This is a genomic window from Undibacterium sp. GW821-FHT11B02, assembly GCF_058808955.1.
Window position 1 is genome coordinate 77,675 of sequence record NZ_JBXASD010000019.1, and the last position, 18,411, is coordinate 96,085.

Annotated in this window: 26 protein-coding genes; 8 read left to right on the plus strand and 18 right to left on the minus strand. The window is 49.8% G+C overall.

Annotation, left to right across the window (positions count from 1 at the left end; all coding sequences use genetic code 11):
* Positions 1-7: 7 nt before the first annotated feature.
* From AC1RVX_RS27985 to AC1RVX_RS28010, 6 genes are all read right to left on the minus strand, one after another.
* Complete coding sequence (locus AC1RVX_RS27985; protein ID WP_493219867.1) at positions 8-940, minus strand: phage tail protein; 933 nt, start codon at positions 938-940, stop codon at positions 8-10.
* Positions 937-1,782 carry a baseplate assembly protein gene (locus tag AC1RVX_RS27990; RefSeq protein WP_493219868.1) on the minus strand — a complete coding sequence of 282 codons (846 nt, stop codon included), beginning with the start codon at positions 1,780-1,782 and terminating at the stop codon, positions 937-939. Before AC1RVX_RS27990 ends, AC1RVX_RS27985 begins: the two co-directional genes overlap by 4 nt.
* Positions 1,779-2,117 carry a GPW/gp25 family protein gene (locus AC1RVX_RS27995; RefSeq protein WP_493219869.1) on the minus strand — a complete coding sequence of 113 codons (339 nt, stop codon included), beginning with the start codon at positions 2,115-2,117 and terminating at the stop codon, positions 1,779-1,781. Before AC1RVX_RS27995 ends, AC1RVX_RS27990 begins: the two co-directional genes overlap by 4 nt.
* An 18-nt stretch (positions 2,118-2,135) precedes the next feature.
* Positions 2,136-2,405: a PAAR domain-containing protein gene (locus AC1RVX_RS28000; RefSeq protein ID WP_493219870.1), complete on the minus strand. Its 270-nt coding sequence runs from the start codon at positions 2,403-2,405 to the stop codon at positions 2,136-2,138.
* A complete protein-coding gene (locus AC1RVX_RS28005; protein WP_493219871.1) occupies positions 2,402-2,872 on the minus strand; it encodes a phage baseplate assembly protein V in 471 nt (156 codons plus the stop codon). The genes AC1RVX_RS28000 and AC1RVX_RS28005 overlap by 4 nt, the downstream gene beginning before the upstream one ends.
* A gap of 147 nt (positions 2,873-3,019) precedes the next feature.
* Complete coding sequence (locus AC1RVX_RS28010) at positions 3,020-3,742, minus strand: Crp/Fnr family transcriptional regulator (RefSeq protein ID WP_493219872.1); 723 nt, start codon at positions 3,740-3,742, stop codon at positions 3,020-3,022.
* A gap of 446 nt (positions 3,743-4,188) precedes the next feature.
* Here AC1RVX_RS28010 and AC1RVX_RS28015 point away from each other — a divergent pair, with 446 nt between their 5' ends.
* A complete protein-coding gene (locus AC1RVX_RS28015) occupies positions 4,189-4,401 on the plus strand; it encodes a Com family DNA-binding transcriptional regulator (protein ID WP_493219893.1) in 213 nt (70 codons plus the stop codon).
* Positions 4,328-5,092, plus strand: coding sequence for a DNA adenine methylase (locus AC1RVX_RS28020; RefSeq protein ID WP_493219873.1), 765 nt, complete (start codon positions 4,328-4,330; stop codon positions 5,090-5,092). Before AC1RVX_RS28015 ends, AC1RVX_RS28020 begins: the two co-directional genes overlap by 74 nt.
* Positions 5,093-5,140: 48 nt before the next feature.
* Here the strand turns inward: AC1RVX_RS28020 and AC1RVX_RS28025 are convergent, their stop codons facing one another.
* The 11 genes from AC1RVX_RS28025 to AC1RVX_RS28075 all read right to left on the minus strand — a co-directional run bounded on the left by AC1RVX_RS28025 (position 5,141) and on the right by AC1RVX_RS28075 (position 11,366).
* Positions 5,141-5,575, minus strand: coding sequence for a surface-adhesin E family protein (locus AC1RVX_RS28025; RefSeq protein WP_493219874.1), 435 nt, complete (start codon positions 5,573-5,575; stop codon positions 5,141-5,143).
* A gap of 163 nt (positions 5,576-5,738) precedes the next feature.
* The gene (locus AC1RVX_RS28030) at positions 5,739-6,206 is read right to left on the minus strand and encodes a phage virion morphogenesis protein (protein WP_493219875.1); all 468 of its coding nucleotides are present in this window, start codon (positions 6,204-6,206) and stop codon (positions 5,739-5,741) included.
* Positions 6,199-6,693, minus strand: a complete 495-nt coding sequence (locus AC1RVX_RS28035) for a phage tail protein (protein WP_493219876.1) — start codon at positions 6,691-6,693, stop codon at positions 6,199-6,201. Before AC1RVX_RS28035 ends, AC1RVX_RS28030 begins: the two co-directional genes overlap by 8 nt.
* Entirely contained in the window at positions 6,677-7,183 is a 507-nt protein-coding gene (locus tag AC1RVX_RS28040) for a lysis system i-spanin subunit Rz (RefSeq protein ID WP_493219877.1), read from the minus strand. Before AC1RVX_RS28040 ends, AC1RVX_RS28035 begins: the two co-directional genes overlap by 17 nt.
* Before the next feature lie 8 nt (positions 7,184-7,191).
* A complete protein-coding gene (locus AC1RVX_RS28045) occupies positions 7,192-7,689 on the minus strand; it encodes a lysozyme (protein WP_493219878.1) in 498 nt (165 codons plus the stop codon).
* Positions 7,686-7,895 (minus strand): phage holin family protein, encoded by a 210-nt coding sequence (locus tag AC1RVX_RS28050; protein WP_493219879.1) that lies wholly within the window; start codon positions 7,893-7,895, stop codon positions 7,686-7,688. Before AC1RVX_RS28050 ends, AC1RVX_RS28045 begins: the two co-directional genes overlap by 4 nt.
* Before the next feature lie 2 nt (positions 7,896-7,897).
* Positions 7,898-8,101, minus strand: a complete 204-nt coding sequence (locus tag AC1RVX_RS28055; protein WP_493219880.1) for a tail protein X — start codon at positions 8,099-8,101, stop codon at positions 7,898-7,900.
* Between the two features lie 13 nt (positions 8,102-8,114).
* Positions 8,115-8,606, minus strand: a complete 492-nt coding sequence (locus tag AC1RVX_RS28060; protein ID WP_493219881.1) for a head completion/stabilization protein — start codon at positions 8,604-8,606, stop codon at positions 8,115-8,117.
* Between the two features lie 112 nt (positions 8,607-8,718).
* On the minus strand, positions 8,719-9,471 hold the full coding sequence (gene gpM / locus AC1RVX_RS28065; protein ID WP_493219882.1) for a phage terminase small subunit: 753 nt from the start codon (positions 9,469-9,471) through the stop codon (positions 8,719-8,721).
* A 2-nt stretch (positions 9,472-9,473) separates the two neighbouring features.
* Entirely contained in the window at positions 9,474-10,478 is a 1,005-nt protein-coding gene (locus AC1RVX_RS28070) for a phage major capsid protein, P2 family (RefSeq protein ID WP_493219883.1), read from the minus strand.
* Positions 10,479-10,535: 57 nt separating this feature from the next.
* Positions 10,536-11,366 (minus strand): GPO family capsid scaffolding protein, encoded by an 831-nt coding sequence (locus tag AC1RVX_RS28075; RefSeq protein WP_493219884.1) that lies wholly within the window; start codon positions 11,364-11,366, stop codon positions 10,536-10,538.
* Between the two features lie 155 nt (positions 11,367-11,521).
* Here AC1RVX_RS28075 and AC1RVX_RS28080 point away from each other — a divergent pair, with 155 nt between their 5' ends.
* From AC1RVX_RS28080 to AC1RVX_RS28100, 5 genes are all read left to right on the plus strand, one after another.
* Entirely contained in the window at positions 11,522-13,351 is a 1,830-nt protein-coding gene (locus AC1RVX_RS28080) for a terminase ATPase subunit family protein (RefSeq protein ID WP_493219885.1), read from the plus strand.
* The gene (locus AC1RVX_RS28085) at positions 13,348-14,415 is read left to right on the plus strand and encodes a phage portal protein (protein WP_493219886.1); all 1,068 of its coding nucleotides are present in this window, start codon (positions 13,348-13,350) and stop codon (positions 14,413-14,415) included. Before AC1RVX_RS28080 ends, AC1RVX_RS28085 begins: the two co-directional genes overlap by 4 nt.
* Positions 14,412-14,630: a DUF2116 family Zn-ribbon domain-containing protein gene (locus AC1RVX_RS28090; RefSeq protein WP_493219887.1), complete on the plus strand. Its 219-nt coding sequence runs from the start codon at positions 14,412-14,414 to the stop codon at positions 14,628-14,630. Before AC1RVX_RS28085 ends, AC1RVX_RS28090 begins: the two co-directional genes overlap by 4 nt.
* 89 nt (positions 14,631-14,719) lie before the next feature.
* Positions 14,720-14,977: a type II toxin-antitoxin system HicA family toxin gene (locus tag AC1RVX_RS28095; RefSeq protein WP_493219888.1), complete on the plus strand. Its 258-nt coding sequence runs from the start codon at positions 14,720-14,722 to the stop codon at positions 14,975-14,977.
* Positions 14,978-14,992: 15 nt separating this feature from the next.
* Complete coding sequence (locus AC1RVX_RS28100) at positions 14,993-15,316, plus strand: type II toxin-antitoxin system HicB family antitoxin (RefSeq protein ID WP_493219889.1); 324 nt, start codon at positions 14,993-14,995, stop codon at positions 15,314-15,316.
* Positions 15,317-16,872: 1,556 nt separating this feature from the next.
* Here AC1RVX_RS28100 and AC1RVX_RS28105 read toward each other — a convergent pair.
* Positions 16,873-17,247 (minus strand): VOC family protein, encoded by a 375-nt coding sequence (locus AC1RVX_RS28105; protein ID WP_493219890.1) that lies wholly within the window; start codon positions 17,245-17,247, stop codon positions 16,873-16,875.
* 344 nt (positions 17,248-17,591) lie between these two features.
* Here AC1RVX_RS28105 and AC1RVX_RS28110 point away from each other — a divergent pair, with 344 nt between their 5' ends.
* The gene (locus tag AC1RVX_RS28110; protein ID WP_493219891.1) at positions 17,592-18,374 is read left to right on the plus strand and encodes a hypothetical protein; all 783 of its coding nucleotides are present in this window, start codon (positions 17,592-17,594) and stop codon (positions 18,372-18,374) included.
* The last annotated feature ends 37 nt before the right edge of the window (positions 18,375-18,411 follow it).

The following is an 18,411-nucleotide window of genomic DNA, read 5'->3' on the forward strand; positions in this document are numbered from 1 at the left end:
TGCCTTTCTATGGATTTGAAATTAAGGGGTAACAGACGGCCCAGCCGCTGGCCCACTGGTCAGCCCAGCCATAAACAGGCAAGGCTGGGCTGCAAACTTTGCTTGCTGTGCCTAGTGAAATTGCTGTGATAGGTGCAGGCATGGCGCGCGCCATTGGCACAGCGCAATAGGTTGCGTGGTGATTGCCGAGGACAGGCATCAAGGCTGGCTGATTGACCACACCGCTGGATAAATCGCTGATGCTGACGACACTGTTTAAGCGGATTTCGCTATCGAGTACCCAGCTATCAAGCTGCATCATTGAATCGTCAACGATGGTGTTTAACTGGCGCGGGCGGTGCGCTGCAATGGGTGCCAGTGCTGGCGGCGCGTTGACGGCGGCTGTGTGCGTTTCACCGAAAGACAGCTTGACGCCATCAGTAGCCGGGTCACCGGACCAGATGCCAGAATCATCATCAAACAAACACTGGTCAAAGCTGGTGGCGTCAAAGCGGCCAGCACGCAAGTCCAGGCCGTGGTACAGGCGATAAAAGCGGCTGTGTGCGGGTATTGATGCATTCATCACCTGGCGTATACGTGCCAGATCCAGCGCGGCCGCTGTGGTGCCTGGGTCTATGTGCACCAAAAATTCATCTTCTTCGATTGCAACCTGGTCATAGTCCAGCCAGGACAAGGCGCGCACCACACTGGCGGCGCTTCCGCGTTCCAGCAACCAGGGCAAGCCAGCGGCGATCAGATCGGCATGATTAGTAAAATGCAGCGAGAATTGCGCCAGGTTCCATTCAGCGGCAAGCCAGGGCTGGAAAGCTGCGGGCATGCTGCTGGCGATGTTGGCCGGTGCGTCTGCAGCCGTGTCCAGATCCGCACGCGGCGCGATGCGTACAAGATTGCGCTCCAGCTCGCTGGCGTTGGGGGGCAGCAGTTGCGCGAGGTCAGTCATGCCACACCGCCATCTGTCAGATTTATGGCGCCAGCGATGGCGTATTCATCTGCGGCAAGCGCGGTATTGCTCGCGGGCTGGCCTGCAATGGGGAATTCAACGCGGGCAATACCTGGTTGCTGTAGTTGCGCGGTTACCCAGGATAGCGGCACGCTGCGGCCCAGGCTGGCATACGTGGCAAGCGAAGCGGTAAAGGATGAGGTAATTTTTGTGACGATATCAGCGGGGGCGCTGGCTTCGCGCCACAGGGTAGCCGTCACGTTTAAGGCCACAGGACGCGCCACGGCCACACTGACAGGTACACCCAGCGGACGGGCGTTGGGTGCGTTCATGGAGGCCAGCACGGCGGCGCTGGTGGCCTGCGCCTGACTGGCATCGATCAGCCACAGCACCACATTGATGACGCCTGGTGTTTGGCTGGTGACATTTGCATTACGCACGTTCTGGCTGGCAGATAGGGCAAGCAGGCGGTATTGCTCTGCCGTGCCATTGCCAGCCAGCGCGGCAATGCGTAACTGTATGCGGCTGCGGTAGCGGTCGTCCGCTTCGCCTGGCAAGCGGGCAATGTTGTAGAACGCGCCTTTATGGTCCAGATCCGCGCCGGTGGCAAAGGCCAGCAGGTTGGCGCGGGCGGCGTCGTTGATGCGGCCACGTAGCAGCATTTCGCGGTAGGCAAAGGCTTCTACCTGCTTGACCAAGGGTTCAGAGGGCAAGGCCAGCACATTGGCGGCGCTGGGGTGGCGTTGCAGCAAGTCTTGTTTGTGGGCGGTGACCAGGGCTTCAAAGTCCAGTTCTTCGACGACTGCAGGCGGTGGCAGCGATTTAAGATCAATCATGCTCATGCTTTCACCGTGACAGGCAAAGACAGGCTAAACGCCTTGGATGCGCGCACCAGTTGGCCTTTTAGATCGATGATGACTTTGCCTGGTGTATCTGTGCGGTACAGCTTGACTTGCGTTAGCTTGATGCGTGGTTCCCACTTCAATAGGGCTTCAGCCGTGGCGGCAAACAGGCGCACTTGCGTGGTGCCGTTGTCTGGCTGATCTATCAGCTCGAACAGCAAGCTGCCATAGTCGCGGCGCATCACGCGGGTGCCTATGGGGGTGGTCAAAATATCGGCAATGCTCTGGCGTAAATGCGCCAGACCTGCGATGCGTTCACCTGTTGATAGATTCATGCCTGCCATATCAGCGCCTCAGTCTGGTATCAAGAACCAGCTACGGCCGGTGCTGGGGTGGGTGCAACTGGCGTGATGCCCGGCGCGGCATGCGGGGATACCGTTCAATGTCATCCAGGAGGAACCCTCTACCATCACCGGGTTAGCGTGCGGTACCGGGCCATGCGGGACGATGCGGTCACCCAGCAGCACAACAGGCGCACCATCGACAGCAAAGAAATCTTGCCCACCGGCTCGGTGCGGGCCACCTGCGCGGTCCAGGGCCTTAACAGCGATACCGTGGCTCATGATTTGACGCCCTCAAATTTAGGCGTGCGCAATGTCACGCCATCGTTGCGCAGTTCTAGAGTGGTATTGCCGACGACAAAACTAAACTTGCCCTCAGTTGGCAAGGTGATGATGTAGTGGTGATCCGCGTGGTTGTAATCCGCCGTCGCGCCGTCTGGGTACTCTGTGCGGGTGTTGTCTGGGTTGGTGTCTGGTGCGGGGTTGTGGTTGCTGGCTATGCCTGGCAAGACCACGCCGCCCGCAAATTCACCGGAGGGGGAAAGCAAAACGCATTGTTCGCCCACCGTTGGCGGGTTCCATGTCTTTGTTTTGCCAGCGCGTGTCGTTGCCATAGGCAAGAAGCCGGTTTTAATGTCGCCAATTTGCAGGCGGACTTGTGGTACGCGGCCGTGCTTCACTTCGGCAATGGTGCCAAAGCGGACGAGATTTTCTAAGCGGCGAGAGAGGTCAGCGAGATTAAATTTCATGCTGACTATGGTGACGTGTCAGCCTGAAATGGTCACTCGGCGCGGGGTTGCTATGCGGCTTATCAACTCATAGGTGTTTACGCGTGCGCGAGGGGTGTGAGATATTTTGAGGTAACATGTGCGCGGATGCGCGGCGCTATTTGCAAGCTATGCGGGCTTTTCTTGTGAGATTTCTGGAAGAAGGCGTGTGAACTCTTTTTTGACCGCGCCATAACATTCGCAAACCAGACTTTCTAGCCCCGTTCTGTCCACAACAATGATATGCCCCCTACGATAGTGAATAAAGCCAAGTCTTTGCAATCTACCGGCTGCCGTAGTTATCCGTTCACGCCTTATGCCAAGTGCGGAGGCAATCAACTCATGCGTCATGATCAGCTCTTCCCCTGGCATGCGATCCAGGGTCAATAACAGCAAGCGACAAAGTTGTTGCTCAAGCGTGTGGCGCGGGTTACAGATCGCCGTTTGCGATATTTGCATCATTAATGATTGGGTATAGCGAAGCAACAGCCGCATCTCTGCGCCAGCAAGATTGAATACCCTTAGCAAAACATCCGAACTCAAAGTGTATCCATATCCTTCGGTTAACACTATTGCACGATGTGTCATAGTGTTATTACCCATGAATAGAGAAGCTCCTACCACTCCCTCATTGCCGATACCGGCAACTTGTGTAGACACACCTTTTTCCAGAAGACATTGCAGGGAAATGACCGAGGTTACAGGGAAGTAGGCTTCCTGCAATTTGCAACCACGCTCATACAAAATGTCGCCAAGCGACATGGAAACCAGTTTTAGATGAGGTGCCAGTCTGGTGGTGTTGAGCAAGACTGCGAGCAAATGGTTTTGAGTTGGATTTTTCAGATTGTTCATGGCAATTTCTCTCGGAATGACGGTGTTAAGATGCACCTTGAAATTGCGCAAGGAAAGGACTTTACAGGCTCGTTGTTAAATATAAAATTAGCGTAGTATTCAATTCACTATAGCACTCTACTTAGCCTGCGTAGATGTAATTTGTGACCTAATCGCATCCACCGGTCAAATTCGACAAAGCACTTTGCTTAGATCATTTGCGCTTTTAATTTGGCGAAATAGTGAAATTGGTCACGCGGCGCGGGGTTGCTATGCTGCTTATCAACCTATGGAATTGCCCTCGCGTGCGCGTGGTATGAGATATTCCAATTAGGACGCGGCGACATACCCGATGCGCTAACATCAGATATGCCACCGCACCAGCAGATAGGGCTGCCAGATTGGCCGATGACCGCGTCACCTGTGCACAGGCGCGCCAAGGCTATCATGTTTTGAGTGATTTTAAAATGCAGACTATCCGCTGTGGGAAATGCTCCCGCAAACTTGGCGAGGGTGAATTTGTCGCCCTCGCCATTAAATGCCCACGCTGTAAAACCTTGAACCACTTGAGGGCCACGAGCTCCACATCTAACACTGGAGCCAATATTGAGCAAACCACTCGTACCATGGATGGGCGGCAAGCGCCGTCTGGCAAAACACATCCTGCCCTTGTTTCCTGAACATACCTGCTATGTAGAACCCTTTAGCGGTGCGGCGGCATTATTCTTTATGAAGAAGCCCGCCAAGTCTGAAATTATCAACGACATCAACGGCGAATTAATGAACCTTTACCGTGTCGTGAAATACCACCGTGATGCCCTGGCAGAAGAAATTAACTTGATGCCAGTTGGCCGCCGCCAGTTCCAGTTATACCAGAGTCAGCCGCTAGAACATTTGACGGACATACAACGCGCCGCCCGTTTTTACTATCTGCAAAAAACTGCATTCGGCGGCAAGGTGACTGGTCAGCATTTTGGAACGATGACTGATCGCGGCCCGCGTCTGAACAAGAGCCAATTTATAGAAGACTTTGAGGCGGCACAATTGCGCTTGATTGATACCGTGATTGAAAACCTCCCCTGGCAAGACTGCGTAAGGCGCTATGACAAGCCGCATACCCTGTTTTATTGTGATCCACCGTACCATAAGACGGCTGATTACGGCGTCAAATTCGGCTTAGATCAATTCGAGGAAATGGCCGGGTTGGCAAAGTCCATCAAGGGCAAGATGCTGATTAGCGTTAATGATATGCCTGAGATGCGGGAAATTTACTCAGGGCTGAACATGAGTTCAGTTGATATTACTTACACCATTGGGGGGAATGGAAGATCTAAAAACAAAACTGCTGAATTGATTATCCAAAATTGGTAATAAATACAGGCCAGTATTTTATACGGGCCTGTATTTATCCAAGAGTTACTATTTTTTTGGATAAAATTTACATGCAAAGTTTGTCCAATCTGAAGCAGCCGTATCTGGCACGACTGGAACAAATGTCCATTGATCAGCAGGCCAAGATTTGGTAGCAATCATGGGGCTAATTCCCTGTGCACCTTCATAAAAAACTAAAGAAGTTGTAGCAATTTCTCTTTCGGCGCATTTAAATGCATGACGACGCAATTCAGTTTGATAAGATTTATCAGTTCCCTTTAGGAATTGATTATCTTTAAATTCATACTTCATCCAAACAAGCATAAATCCATTTTCGTATGTGATGCTGCTCAAATCAATAAACGCTTGCGTCCCGCTTCGAATTGAATTATTTGAAAAGGAAATCCAGTTAGCACTCGCCAGAACTGTTTTTGACTGGCAAAGTATTAATACGAACAAAAAAAACACAGATATTTTTTTCATATTCTGATCTCCATTAATATTGTGTCGCGGCAAATATCCGTACACCAATTCTTAAACAACTCAACGATAGCAATTTTAGCTCTACTGCAGATTATAAACTTTACATGCTGATGGTCTAATTGAAACTTTTTACAATTGTGATAGTTTTAGATAGCTATAATATCTAAAAAGTGTCCAAATATTTTATGATTGAATCATTTATGTAGTGTTTGTCAGCCTCGCTAATGCCAAGTAATTTTCTTTGCGAATATCTAACCTCTGGGCCATCTCTAGCAACGCGATCATTTAAGCCAAACTGATGCACCCGCGCAATACGGGCAACACGCCCAAAGAAGCCCACAGAAATTTCATTGCCGTCTGCTTTTACTTTCAGATTGGTATTGTTACGCAGCTTGGCGAACATGGCGGCCTTCTGTTTTTTGATTCGGTCTTTCTTATTGCGCAAATCCTTGCGCGGCTTCCTGGGCGTGTACTGGATGCCTTCCGGCGTCAATTGCGCTTTAATGCGCTGTTGCTGTGACCGCCTCAAATCCTGCGCCACTTTCAAACTGACTTTGCGCCGGTTCGCCGGATCGAGCTGGGCAAGCAGGACGCCTGCCCATTGTTCTAGCGCCTTGAGATCATCAGCCATTGTCTTGTGCCGGGTTGAGTACCTGCCATTCTGCAAGCAGCTTGTCGCCGTTGTAGAGCTGCCAGAATGGCGCGGTATAGTCCGGTGTGGCGGCTATCTCGCCCGCGTGGGTGATATCAAGCTTGTTGCCGGTCTGCTTGACTATTACACGCTCGGTAATGTCCAGCTCTAAACTGATATCAACGCTGTCATGATTATTGAAGTCAACAACAAAGCGTATTCCCTTGTTGCTCTTGTCTTCGTTGCCCAGCAAGTCTGCCTGGTGCACTGTCACCCAGTCCAGCAAGGGAACCATGAGCGCGTCTTCTTCGCCACCGTAGTCGGTCACAATGACATTCAAGACATAGGCATATTCAAAAGACCGTGAAGCCGTGCGCGTGGTGCGCCAGCTGCCTTTGTCTGCAAACACCAGCAGTTTGTCTGGGTTGCGCTGCAGATCCGGCAAAGCGGCTGTCAGGTGGGCGCGCAGGCTATTTGGTTTGTACATGGTTTGCAATGGCCCTGATGGCCTGGTAGCTGTCTATACAGGCGTTTAATTGCCTGATGGCGTCGTCACCGTCTGCGGCGATGGCTGCAAGAGCTGTTCCAGCCTCTGGCGTAAGTTCGGCTCGCGCTTGGTCGCTATTGCTGAATCCAGCGGCGGTATCTCTGCTGCTACGGGCGGTGCAAGCTTTGACGGGGATTGACAGGCGCACAGCACCAGTGCGGACATCATTAATAAACTTGTCGCGTTTGTCTTTTTCATCTTGCATTTCCTTTTGGTGGGTGGTGGCGATGGCGGCCAGACTGTGGAACATGAGCTTTTCATTTTCGCGTGCGGTGGCGGTGGCTTCTGCTTTGTCCTTTTCAATCTGGGCGGTGAGTTTATCGACCTGGTGTATGGCGTCTTTGTACTTAATGACACAGAACAGGACTGCGGCGACAAATGCCAGGGCGATCCATGGGCGTGGGTCCAGTGCTTTGATGATGTTGAGCATTCGTTCACCTATACAGGTTTGAGGCAGAGTTCACGCTCTGCAGCGCGGCGCTTTGTCAGGCCTGGGTACACTGCGCCACCGGCTTTGTTCCAAAACTGCATTTGATTGCATGCGCCGGTGTAATCGCCTTTATTGAGCAAAATAATCATGGTAGATGGCTTGCCGCTTTCCAGCACGCAGAAACCGTCCTTAACGCCTTTGCGGCCCGGCCCAACATTGAAGACAAAGCTTGTGAAGGCGGCGCGCTGGTTGTCGTTGAGTGGCACTTTCAGACAGCTTTCCATTGATGCCTTGGCCTTGAGCAAGTCTTGTACTGTCATGTCGTCGCATTGCTCTATGGTGGCAGTCTGGCCCAGCTTGACGCCACCAGTGTGGCCCCGGCAAATCGTGGGGATGCTGACAGGATCAAGATAGGCGTTTTGCCTGGTGCCTTCAAACAGGACAATCAAGGGCAAGGCTGCAGCAATGCCAGCAGCGATCAGTTTTTGTTTGATATCTGTACTCATTGTTGATTTTTTCCTTTCTGTGCATTGGCACGGCGATGGAACCAGGGCTTTATTACCTTGTCGCGTAAGAAGAAAATAATTTGCAGCACGGTGTAAATAATGGTGAGGATGAATACCCATTCATTGAGTGGCACACCCAAAACCGTGATGGCACTGATGGCGACGGGTGGTATTGCCTTTACTGTTTCCATGTGGTTTTCGTTCATGGTTAGTCCCACAAGTTAATCATTTGCAGCACGGGTGCTGCAGGTGCACGGTCTGGCAGGGTGATAGCCTTGCCCATGGGCAGGAATGCGCCCAGGCTGGTAATGCCAGGATTTAAGGTCAGCACGTCAGCAATACCGCTGGTGCTGCCCAGATGACGCCAGACCAGCAGGTCTAAGGTGTCGTTTTGTTGGGCGCGGACGATCATAGGGTTAGCAAATTCAGATCAACTCTACCGTGACGTGATGGCGGCCCAGCAAATTGGAAATTGCCCACTGTGCATTCCTGCGTTCTTCGTCTGGGCCATTTCCCAGAAAGCCGACCAGCTTCTTGTCATCCAGTGACGTGGCGGTGGTGTCGTAATCCTTGTAGCGTTCAATCAGATCCGCTTTTGCCGTGCAATAGACAGCGCGCAGGTAATGGGATATCAGGACGCTTTGCCGGTTGACCTGGTCGGCAGGTATGGCCACCAGGCTGGCATGACCAGCGCCAAGGGCTGAAACCTTCAATTCCTTGACCTGGTCATTGACAAAGATAATGGCGTCAACGGTTGCCGCAATCAGGCGGGGGTCTGTGACGGTGCCATCCAGACGAATGGCGTCACGCATAGCAGCAATATCAATGTCAGGGAAAAATCCATCATTGGTAATGGTGTTGCTTGTTTGGGCCGGGCTGGATGGCTGGCCGCCTGGTGCGTTGGCAATAAATGGCATGGTGTAATTGATTGTTGGTTAGGCAAACAAGGGGGCGGTGGGTGGGCTTCACAAAGTAAATGGCTAGAAATCTTTGATCAGCCCACGCCGCCCAGCGCCGAGGGGTGCTCTGTTACGCAGGTGGTGGTGCGTTATTGTCTGCACCTTCACTACCTACGATGTTCTTGAGACGGCGTTCCAGCCGTTCAATGTCTTTTTTAACGCCTATGCCTTGGAACAGTTCTAGCGCTTTATGCAGATGTTCCAGCGCATTGGTAACAATGGTTTCCGGCAGTTGGTCAATGTCCACTTCAGCATTGCCTACCTTGCCAATCAGGGCATAGCCCAGCGCCTTGTACAGCTTGGCACTGGCCTGGTCTGGTACATCAGCATCGAGCGTTAACAGCCGCAAAGCACTGAGGATGTCTTGTGCTGTGATTGGGCTGATGTCCGGGTCAGACATGCGGCCTTCCAGATATGCGCCTGGTATTTCATCCAGCAGCATGGTGGGCAAATCGCGGTTGTATTGGTCTGGAAGACTGAGGTTGTGAACCAAGCAATATTTGGCGATGTCAAGAGCACGGCCATAATCGCCCGCGTCGATGTGCCATACCAGAACGGTGGTCAATACTGCGTCTTGCGCACCATTACCGAATTGCAACGCGCCGTCTATCCATTCCTCGTACTCAGGCAGGATTGCACGCTTCAATTCAATTTTTTTCTGTATCGACTTAATCGATTTAAGGCGCTGTTTATCGGTGACGAGTTTGGCAAACATCAGATCGTATGCACTGCCTTGTAAGGCCTCGCCGTGTTTTGAGGCCGCCATAGTCTTGGCAGCCAAGACGCGGGCGACGTGTTGTTGAGCTGGGCTTAAACGGGACATGATCAGGCCACAATCTCGATGTTTTCTACCAGGGCAGTCATACCGTAGTCTTCCACCACATATGCATCATTCGATGATTCGTAGTTTTCGATACGGTCACGTTTCGCGTTTTCCACGACCTGGCGACGGCGGCCACCGTCTTGGAAATAGATAGACAGATTGTCTAAGCGTGTAATCAGGAACGTATTGTTCGGGAAATATGGCACGCTGACTGCCTGCAGGCCGCCAAGGCGTTTTTGACTGATGACGATATCAGCGGCCAGCGATTCGGTTGGCGCTTGCTTGGTATTGACCAGCGGGAAGTATTTATCATGCATTAGATCACGGCCAACGATCACGACCAGACCGGCATCTTCGCGGAACCATGGGTCCAGCATGGTGACCGCATCAAAGACGGCAGCATCCAGATTTGCATAGTCCCCACCTACACCGATTTTTACTTTGCCTGCTGTAACGCCGTGCGTCATGACATGTTCTGGTGCTTCTTCGCGCATGTGTTGCAGCCAGCCTTTATTGACGTCCTGCAGCATTGGGTATGTGTTGATATCGGTGGTGTCTGAAATCTTGATACCATTAAAGCCGATGACGATACGGTCCAGGGCTTGACGCTGGACGATGACGTCACGGATACGCGGTTGAAAGTCTTGGAATTTTGCCCAGGCATCCAGCTTTGCATAGGGGATATGCGTATCGAAGTTTGTTTTGGTGCATTTGTATTTATGGCTGCCAAAGCCGGTCAGGTCACGGGTTTGGCGGTCGCCCTGGCTGGTGTCGGTGCGGCCAGCAACGGGGCCAGAAATGCCCAGGCCCAGCTTTTCGCCTTCCATCTCGGTCACGCCGATGATGTTGATTTTGCCCAGGAATGCGCTTGATTCCTGAATCTTGGTTTCCATCTTTTGTTGAACAGAGGGCGTGACGCTGAATGTTTTCGTGGCGTCTGCAATGCCGTTCAATTCGCCTACGCGGCTCATAAAGGCGTTATAGACAAGGCGGGTTTGGTTCTTCATGCGTGAATACTCCGATAGTTTAAATTTTTGTAATGCTGATTATTTGGCAGTAAGTGGTTAGCAATCTGTCTGCTGTGATCCGTTGCCGCCGGTTGCTGGTGGTCGTGTGGCCTGGTTGCCGGGTTCGTTGTCCAGTGATGTTTTCAGGCTATTGAAGTTGTCGGTTGCTGTATTGAGTTTGCTTTCCAGTTCCTTGATGCGCTTTTCTGCATCGCTGAAGCGGGTTTCTTGGCTGGCGGCATGTTCGAGCACTGTTTCAAAGGCTTTGCTGATGTCAGCAAAACGGGCATCATCGCCGGTCTTTTTGCTACTGAAACCTTTAATCAGGTCCATGACTTTGGAAGCAAGGCCGGATGCCTCAGTATCGACTTCGTCAAATTCCAGACTGACAGCAACACCTTCAGAGAACATATTGCCCGGCGAGGCTTTACGGGCGGTAAATGGGTTGGTGTCTGGCTTTTGTGCCGCGAAAGTCAGAACGTCAGTGCCAAGGCTGGCCGGGCTGTCTGTGATGCCGAGGCCGACAAGATAGGCTTGGCCGCTGTCTGCGAATTTTTCGTTAATTTCAACGCTGGTATAAATTTTTTGCTTGGCTTTGACGAGTGCCAGCAAGTCCGCAGTGGGTTCAATTTGGGCAAACAAGGCCAATTTCTTTTCGCCGTCGATGGTGACTTCTGCGGCCTTTAAGGCTGTCACGTCGCCGTATGCTTTGAATGGGCTATCTGGCAGTACGCCGCGTATATGTTCAAGCCATACCCTTGCGCCGTACTTCTTTGGATCAAAGGTTTTTGCCATTTGGTCGATCCAGCTACGGTCAATTTTGCGGCCGTCTGTGGTCGCGCCTTCGACTGCAACGCGGAAAAATTTCGATGTAAATTTTTTTGACATGATGTGGATATGAAGTAAGGTTTTAATCGGGTTCTGGCTTTGAGGTTTCAATAGTCTGCTTTGCTGTAAATCGCTTCAATGGTCAGCGGGTTGATAAGATTTATAACAACTTGTTGCCTGTGCCTTCGCGCCCGCGATGCCCGTAATCTGACGGCATGATTGATATTGCCGACGAAAATACGTCTGAAACCCTCCCAGAAAACGACACAGAAGCGCCTACTGACGGCGCTGCGGTCGCGCCTACCTATGACCTTAAAAAGCATGCCCAGGCCTTGTACTGGCAGGGCTGGCGTATTTCATCCATTGCCAAGCATCTGGATATCAAACGCAGCACCGTACAGAGCTGGTGCGACCGTGAAAAATGGGATGACACGCCTTTTATCGAGAAGATAGAAGCCAGCCTTGAAACGCGCCTGGTTCAATTGATTGCCAAGGAAGTGAAGACCGGCGGCGACTTTAAAGAGATTGATTTGCTGATGCGCCAGGCTGTGCAGACAGCGCGGGTGCGGCGGTATGAGGCACCGGGCGGCAATGAAGTGGATTTGAATCCAAAGCTGGCTAACCGTAACGCCGGGCCTAAGAAGAAGCCGACACGCAATGATTACGATGATGACCAGAAAGACAGGCTGTTAGAAGCCTTCCGCGATTCGCTGTTTGATTATCAAAAGGTGTGGCTGCGCAATAGTCAAGAGCGCACGCGGGTGATACTCAAATCGCGCCAGATTGGCGCTACCTGGTACTTTGCGCGGGAGGCCTTGGCTGATGCCATGGAAACCGGGCGCAATCAGATTTTTCTATCTGCATCCAAAGCGCAGGCGCACGTATTCAAGCAATACATTATCCAGTTCGCCAAAGAGGCGGCTGGCATCGAGCTGGCGGGTGACCCGATTGTGTTGCCGAATGGGGCGCATCTTTACTTTTTGGGTACCAATGCCAGGACGGCCCAGGGCTATCACGGCAATTTCTATTTTGATGAATTTTTCTGGACGCACAAGTTTAAGGAATTGAACAAGGTAGCGTCAGGCATGGCGCTGCATAAGCAGTGGCGTAAGACCTATTTTTCTACGCCGTCAAGCATCACGCACGAGGCGTACCCATTCTGGACCGGTGAGCTGTTCAATAAGCGGCGGCCTAAAAAAGACCAGGTCAATATTGATGTCAGTCACAAACGGCTTGCCAGCGGATTTACTGGCGAAGACAAGATGTGGCGGCAAATCGTCACCATTTTGGACGCCCAGGCCGGTGGCTGTAATTTGTTCGATATCGACGAGCTGCGCACTTACGAGTACAGCCCGGACCAGTTTGAAAATCTGTTGATGTGTCAGTTTATTGATGACACAGCATCAGTGTTCCCGTTATCTGCTATGCAGAAATGCATGGTGGATTCCTGGGTGGATTGGACTGATTTTAAACCGTTCACTACGCGGCCATACGGCGATACACCGGTCTGGGTAGGTTATGACCCGGCTTTAACCGGGGACAGTGCCGGGCTGGTAGTGCTGGCACCACCGCGCACGCGGGGCGGCAAGTTCCGGGTGCTTGAACGCATCCAGTTCAGGGGCATGGACTTTGAAGCCCAGGCCGAGGCGATACGGCAAACCACAATTCGCTACCACGTTGACTATATCGGTATAGACGCTACGGGTATGGGCGAAGGCGTGTACCAGCTTGTCAAAAACTTTTACCCGAATGTGACCAAGATCAGCTATGACCCAGCCGTCAAGGCTCGGATGGTACTGAAGGCGCAAGACGTGATCAATAAAGGGCGTCTGGAGTTTGACGCTGGTGCTACTGACTTGGCGCAGGCATTTATGACAATCAAAAAGACGCTGACGGCCAGCGGCCAGCACGTCACTTATGTGGCAGAGCGCAGAGAAGATACCGGGCATGCGGATCTTGCCTGGGCATGTATGCATGCACTGGACCATGAGCCATTGGATGGCGGTATCAGTGCGAGTCAATCATTTATGGAGGTGTATTCATGAGCAAGAGAAAGAGGCGCGGCCAGTTCAGTGCCACGTCAGACAAACCGGCTGTAGATGCGCCGGTGATGCCTTCGCCGCCTGGTATAGAGGCGTTCACGTTTGGAGACCCTACGGCTGTATTAGACCGCTCTGAAATTCTGGACTATATCGAGTGCTGGACGAATGGCCGCTATTACGAGCCGCCGATTAGTTGGGACGGCCTGGCTAAGTCTTTCCGCGCAAGTGTGCACCATAGCACTGCCATTTATGTAAAGCGCAATTTGCTGGCTGCCACCTTCATACCGCATCGCTTGCTGTCACGCGAGGCGTTCAGCCGTTTTGCGCTTGATTTCCTGGTGTTTGGCAATTCCTATCTGGAAAAGCGCAAAAGCCGCACCGGGCTGGCTTTGAAGCTTGAACCACCGCTGGCGAAGTACATGCGGCGCTGCAGTGACGATCTAAGCAAATACGCATTCATACGCGGCATGCAAGAAGACCACGAATTTGAGGCCGGGACGATTTTCCATTTGATGGAGCCGGATATTAATCAAGAGGTGTACGGCCTGCCTGAATACCTGAGCGCCTTGCATTCTGCCTGGCTGAATGAGGCGGCGACGCTGTTCAGGCGCAAGTATTACAAGAACGGTTCACACGCTGGTTTCATTTTGTATATGACCGATTCCGCACAGAATCAAAGCGATGTTGACAACATGCGCCAGGCACTGAGAGACAGCAAGGGGCCGGGTAATTTCCGCAATGTGTTCATGTACGCACCCAACGGCAAGAAGGACGGCATCCAGATATTGCCGGTTTCTGAGGTGGCGGCCAAAGACGAATTTTTTAGCATCAAGAACGTGACACGCGATGACATGCTGGCTGCGCACCGCGTGCCGCCCCAGCTGCTGGGCCTGGTGCCGAACAATACCGGCGGGTTCGGGGATGTAGAGAAAGCGGCCAAGGTGTTTTCTATGCATGAGCTGGAGCCGCTGCAGGCGCGGTTCAGAGAGTGCAACGAGTGGATAGGCGAGGAAGTAATCCGATTTACCCCATATTCTTTAGGTGACGCAGGAGGCACCACAAAATGAGTGATGTTGCAGACCAATCAGACAAATTGATAGAGACACTTACTAACAAGGCAATCTCTTTTGCAAGCCGTGACCACTATGTCCAAAGCAACGGGCATTGCCTTTTCTGTGACGAACCTATCAGCCACACAGAACTATTCTGTAATACAGACTGCCGGGATGACTACGATAAAGAACAGGCCGCAATCAGGAGAAACGGAGGGCGGTTGTTGTAGCTGATAGCTTGGCGGTGCCTACTAAATATTTATAAAAGTGGTGTCAAAAAGTGGTTGCAGTAGTGTCAGATTATGGTACTATTCTACTTATGAAAAGCGCACACACAAAAACCCTGAAAATCATTTTCACTAACCCAGTTTCCATGACATTGGAATGGTCACGAATTGAATCTCTTTTCGTGGCGCTGGGTGCAAAGACCATTGAAGGTGAAGGTTCACGAGTTCGTTTTTTGTTGAATGATGTAGTTGGTACTTTTCACCGGCCACATCCGCAGAAAGAAGCCAAAGCGTACCAAGTTCGGGATGCGCGTGCTTTTCTACAATTAGCAGGCATCAAGCCAGAATAGGAGCAAGAAATGGGAATGATGACTTACAAGGGCTATGCGGCCCGCATTGAATACAGCGAAGAGGATGAATGCTTCGTTGGTCACATCGCTGGTATCCGTGATGTGGTTGGTTTTCATGGCGACTCAGTCAGTGAATTGAAAACGGCCTTTGAAGAGGCGGTCGATGATTATTTGGCGGTTGCTGAGAAAACCGGCAGGCCAGCACAGAAACCATATTCCGGCAATATGCGTCTGAGAATTTCACCAGAGACACACGCAAGAGCTGCAATGTATGCAGAGGCATCAGGAAAGAGTTTAAACACCTGGGTAGCCGATCTACTGGAAACACACACACATTAAAGCTTCGCCCCTCAGAAGCTCTATAAAGCCGCCTTGCGCGGCTTTTCTTTTGCCCGCTTGCCTGGTGCCAAGGTCAGCGGCAAGCCCGCGCCACCCGGCCACCTTCCATTTCATTGCAATTTTGCAATATTTTACCCATTTCACCCCTTGGCGCGCAGACATCCCCCCACCACGCCTGCCCGCTAAATAGGTCGCTTTTTACTCAAATATGCGTCACCAGTTAGGGCCAAGCCTGGCTTGCGTTTGCGGCCGCATGGATGGCCCCAAACGCTGACGCAATTTGACGCAAATTTCATGTGATGAGCACTTAACCGTTTCGATATTCGAAGCAGTTGATCAACTGAGGGGATAAGTACCTCAGTTGTATCTATAATAGACAAAGCTGTACAGATTATCTGTATGGTTGGCGACTACCTTGACAATAAGGTGTCGGGTAGTTTTCAACTGATGAGATAATCCCATCAGTTGAGTGTCACTAGAACTATCGTCATAATAACGGTGATTGGGGCCATTTGATCTTCGCCTGTATCGATGGCCGAAACGGTTAATCAGTTGGGGGGATAATCCCCTCAACTGCCATCATTATGGTGACGACTGGGGAGAATATCTCCTTCGTTCGACGGTCTGCACAGTCTGTCGTCAACGCTTGCCCGATAACGTGTTTGTGTTCCATCCATTGGGATTTTCCCAATGGTTCTATGCCATTTCAACTATGGAGAACAACTCCACGGTTGGAGCCAGTTGTGGTGATTATCTCCACGACTGAAACCGTTTTGAATGGCGACCATCATGATTATCCTGATAGTTGAATACGGTCTGTATATAGGGAAAGCTCTAGTTTTCTCTAAATTTGGGATGGCCTCGGGAAAAAGGTAACTAAGGTAACGGCATCAATAAATCAATGCTAAGTTATTGATTTATATGGATATATCTGGTTACTTTATTTGGTAACTTTAGGTAATTGAAAAGGTAACTTATTTTTAAGTCTTTGATTTATAAGGATATCTATAAATGAAGAAAATACTCTTTATATAGGTAACTAGAATACCTTTACATTACCTTATTATTACCTTTTGCTATTCGCTGGAAAGCCTTATGTATCAACGGTTTCCACGGTTTCGATTGATTAAGTTACCTAAGTTACCTTTTTCCCGAGGGGTACTTTATTTTAAAGTTCTAACGAATCAAGACGAATTATGGTCAATGATATGTCTGTTGGAGAATAATTGACGTTTGTTTAATCGTTGCTACCAAGTACTACTGTCTCGCCCAAATGGTGCTAAAGCTGTTTCGACATATGCACGGTGGATTCATAGTTGGGGTCTTACTTTGTATTACGCACAGCTTACCCACCTACAACGCAACATATTGATTTAAAAGAAAAATATATTCCTGTCGGCGGGACCAGGGCACTAAAATAAAAATTATAAAAAAACAACTTAACCCAAATAAAATCAGTACAGACGAAGCACTAAACTGCTGCCGACGAATTAGATTCGCTGCTGATGATTTTATAACCTGCTCTGGTTTTGAATAGCCAGGCTGGAATAGAAGGATCAGACCACTGGTTCGTGGTAAACCGCTTCGATATTGTGGCCGTCAGGGCCAATTACAAAAGCTGCATAGTATCTTCCTTGATACTGCGGGCGCAGACCAGGCGCACCGTTGTCTTTACCACCCGCCTCAAGTGCCGCACTGTAAAAATCATCAACTTGCTGCCGACTCTCTGCCTTAAATGCCAAGTGAAGATGGGCCGGTTTCTCCTCCGTTTGATACAGGCACAATGACACCTCGTCGTTTGCAGAAAGCTCAACACCGTACGTCGGTATTCCCTCAGATACAACAGTTACACCAAGCGGTGCCAATGCCTTGAGGAAGAACGTTTTGCTGGCAATGAAGTCGCTGACACCGAATTTGACGTGATCAAACATGGATTATCCTGACGTGTGTGCTTGCTCGACGGCAAACTAGTTTAAAAATGTTAATTAATAAGTTAGCAGAAAAGCTCTAGGGAAGCAATTTTGGTGAATCCGTTCCGCAATTAAAGAACGAACGGGAATGATTCAAATATTTCCGCCAATGTTGCCATCAGGGAAATATTTTTCATGTTGCAATAATAACTAATTCCCTAATCGTAATGTTACTTGTTCAAAAAAAACATTTTCTTAAATTCAGCAATACATCTTTAAGAAAAGACAACATAAAAAATGAGAAAATCTATATTGACAAGAGTAAATTGCTAAAGTGGATGTTATTTTAATAACTGGATGGGTATATGGATTTTTTAAAAGATCTAAGACGATTGCATGGACACGAAGGACTAATAAAGCAGCTTGAAGAAATTCAAGAGAATTTTATTAAATCCAAACTTGCATCAAATTCCCCGCCAGTAATCGGTGATTTGACCGTTTATCAATCTACGATTCAAGAAGGGAGGAGTCGGTTTGATGCTAAAACATTGAAATTATTTGTGGCAGGGGTTTCTGAGGCTATTTTGAATAACGTGCGTTTTCCGGATCCAGAGCAATTACCGTCATTAAATTTTCAGAATATGGAAATTGCTGGTGATCTCCAGTTTTTGAAAATGAATTTTCCATTTACGCTTTGTTTTAAGGATGTTGTATTTGTAAATACATTGTCGTTTGTTAGATGTGAATTTGCGTCTTGTTTACAACTTGCAAGCGTGCATATGAAGGGTTTGCGTGCAAATGGATGTCAATTTTATTCCCTAGATATTTCTAATGGAAATCTCTACAGTTTGTTTTTCGATAGCTGCCATTTTAAATATCGATTGGAAGGCAGTAATGCAATTGTTCAGGACGGATTAATAAGTTCCTGCGAGTTTCACGACAGCGTAAATTTTAAGAATGCGAAATTTTTGGGGAATTTTAATTGTGCAAGTACAGAGATCAAAGGCGATTTGATTTTTGATTCAGTAGAATTTGAAGAAAACGTTGGTTTTATCGATACTGTTCTTGGTCAGGTTGTGGATTTTAATAAATCCAAGTTTGAGAGGGATGAGCTTCCCCTGAAATTTAGTTCCCCAAAGGTGACGTAAAATAAACGTAACTTTGGAAAAACAAATGATGAACAGG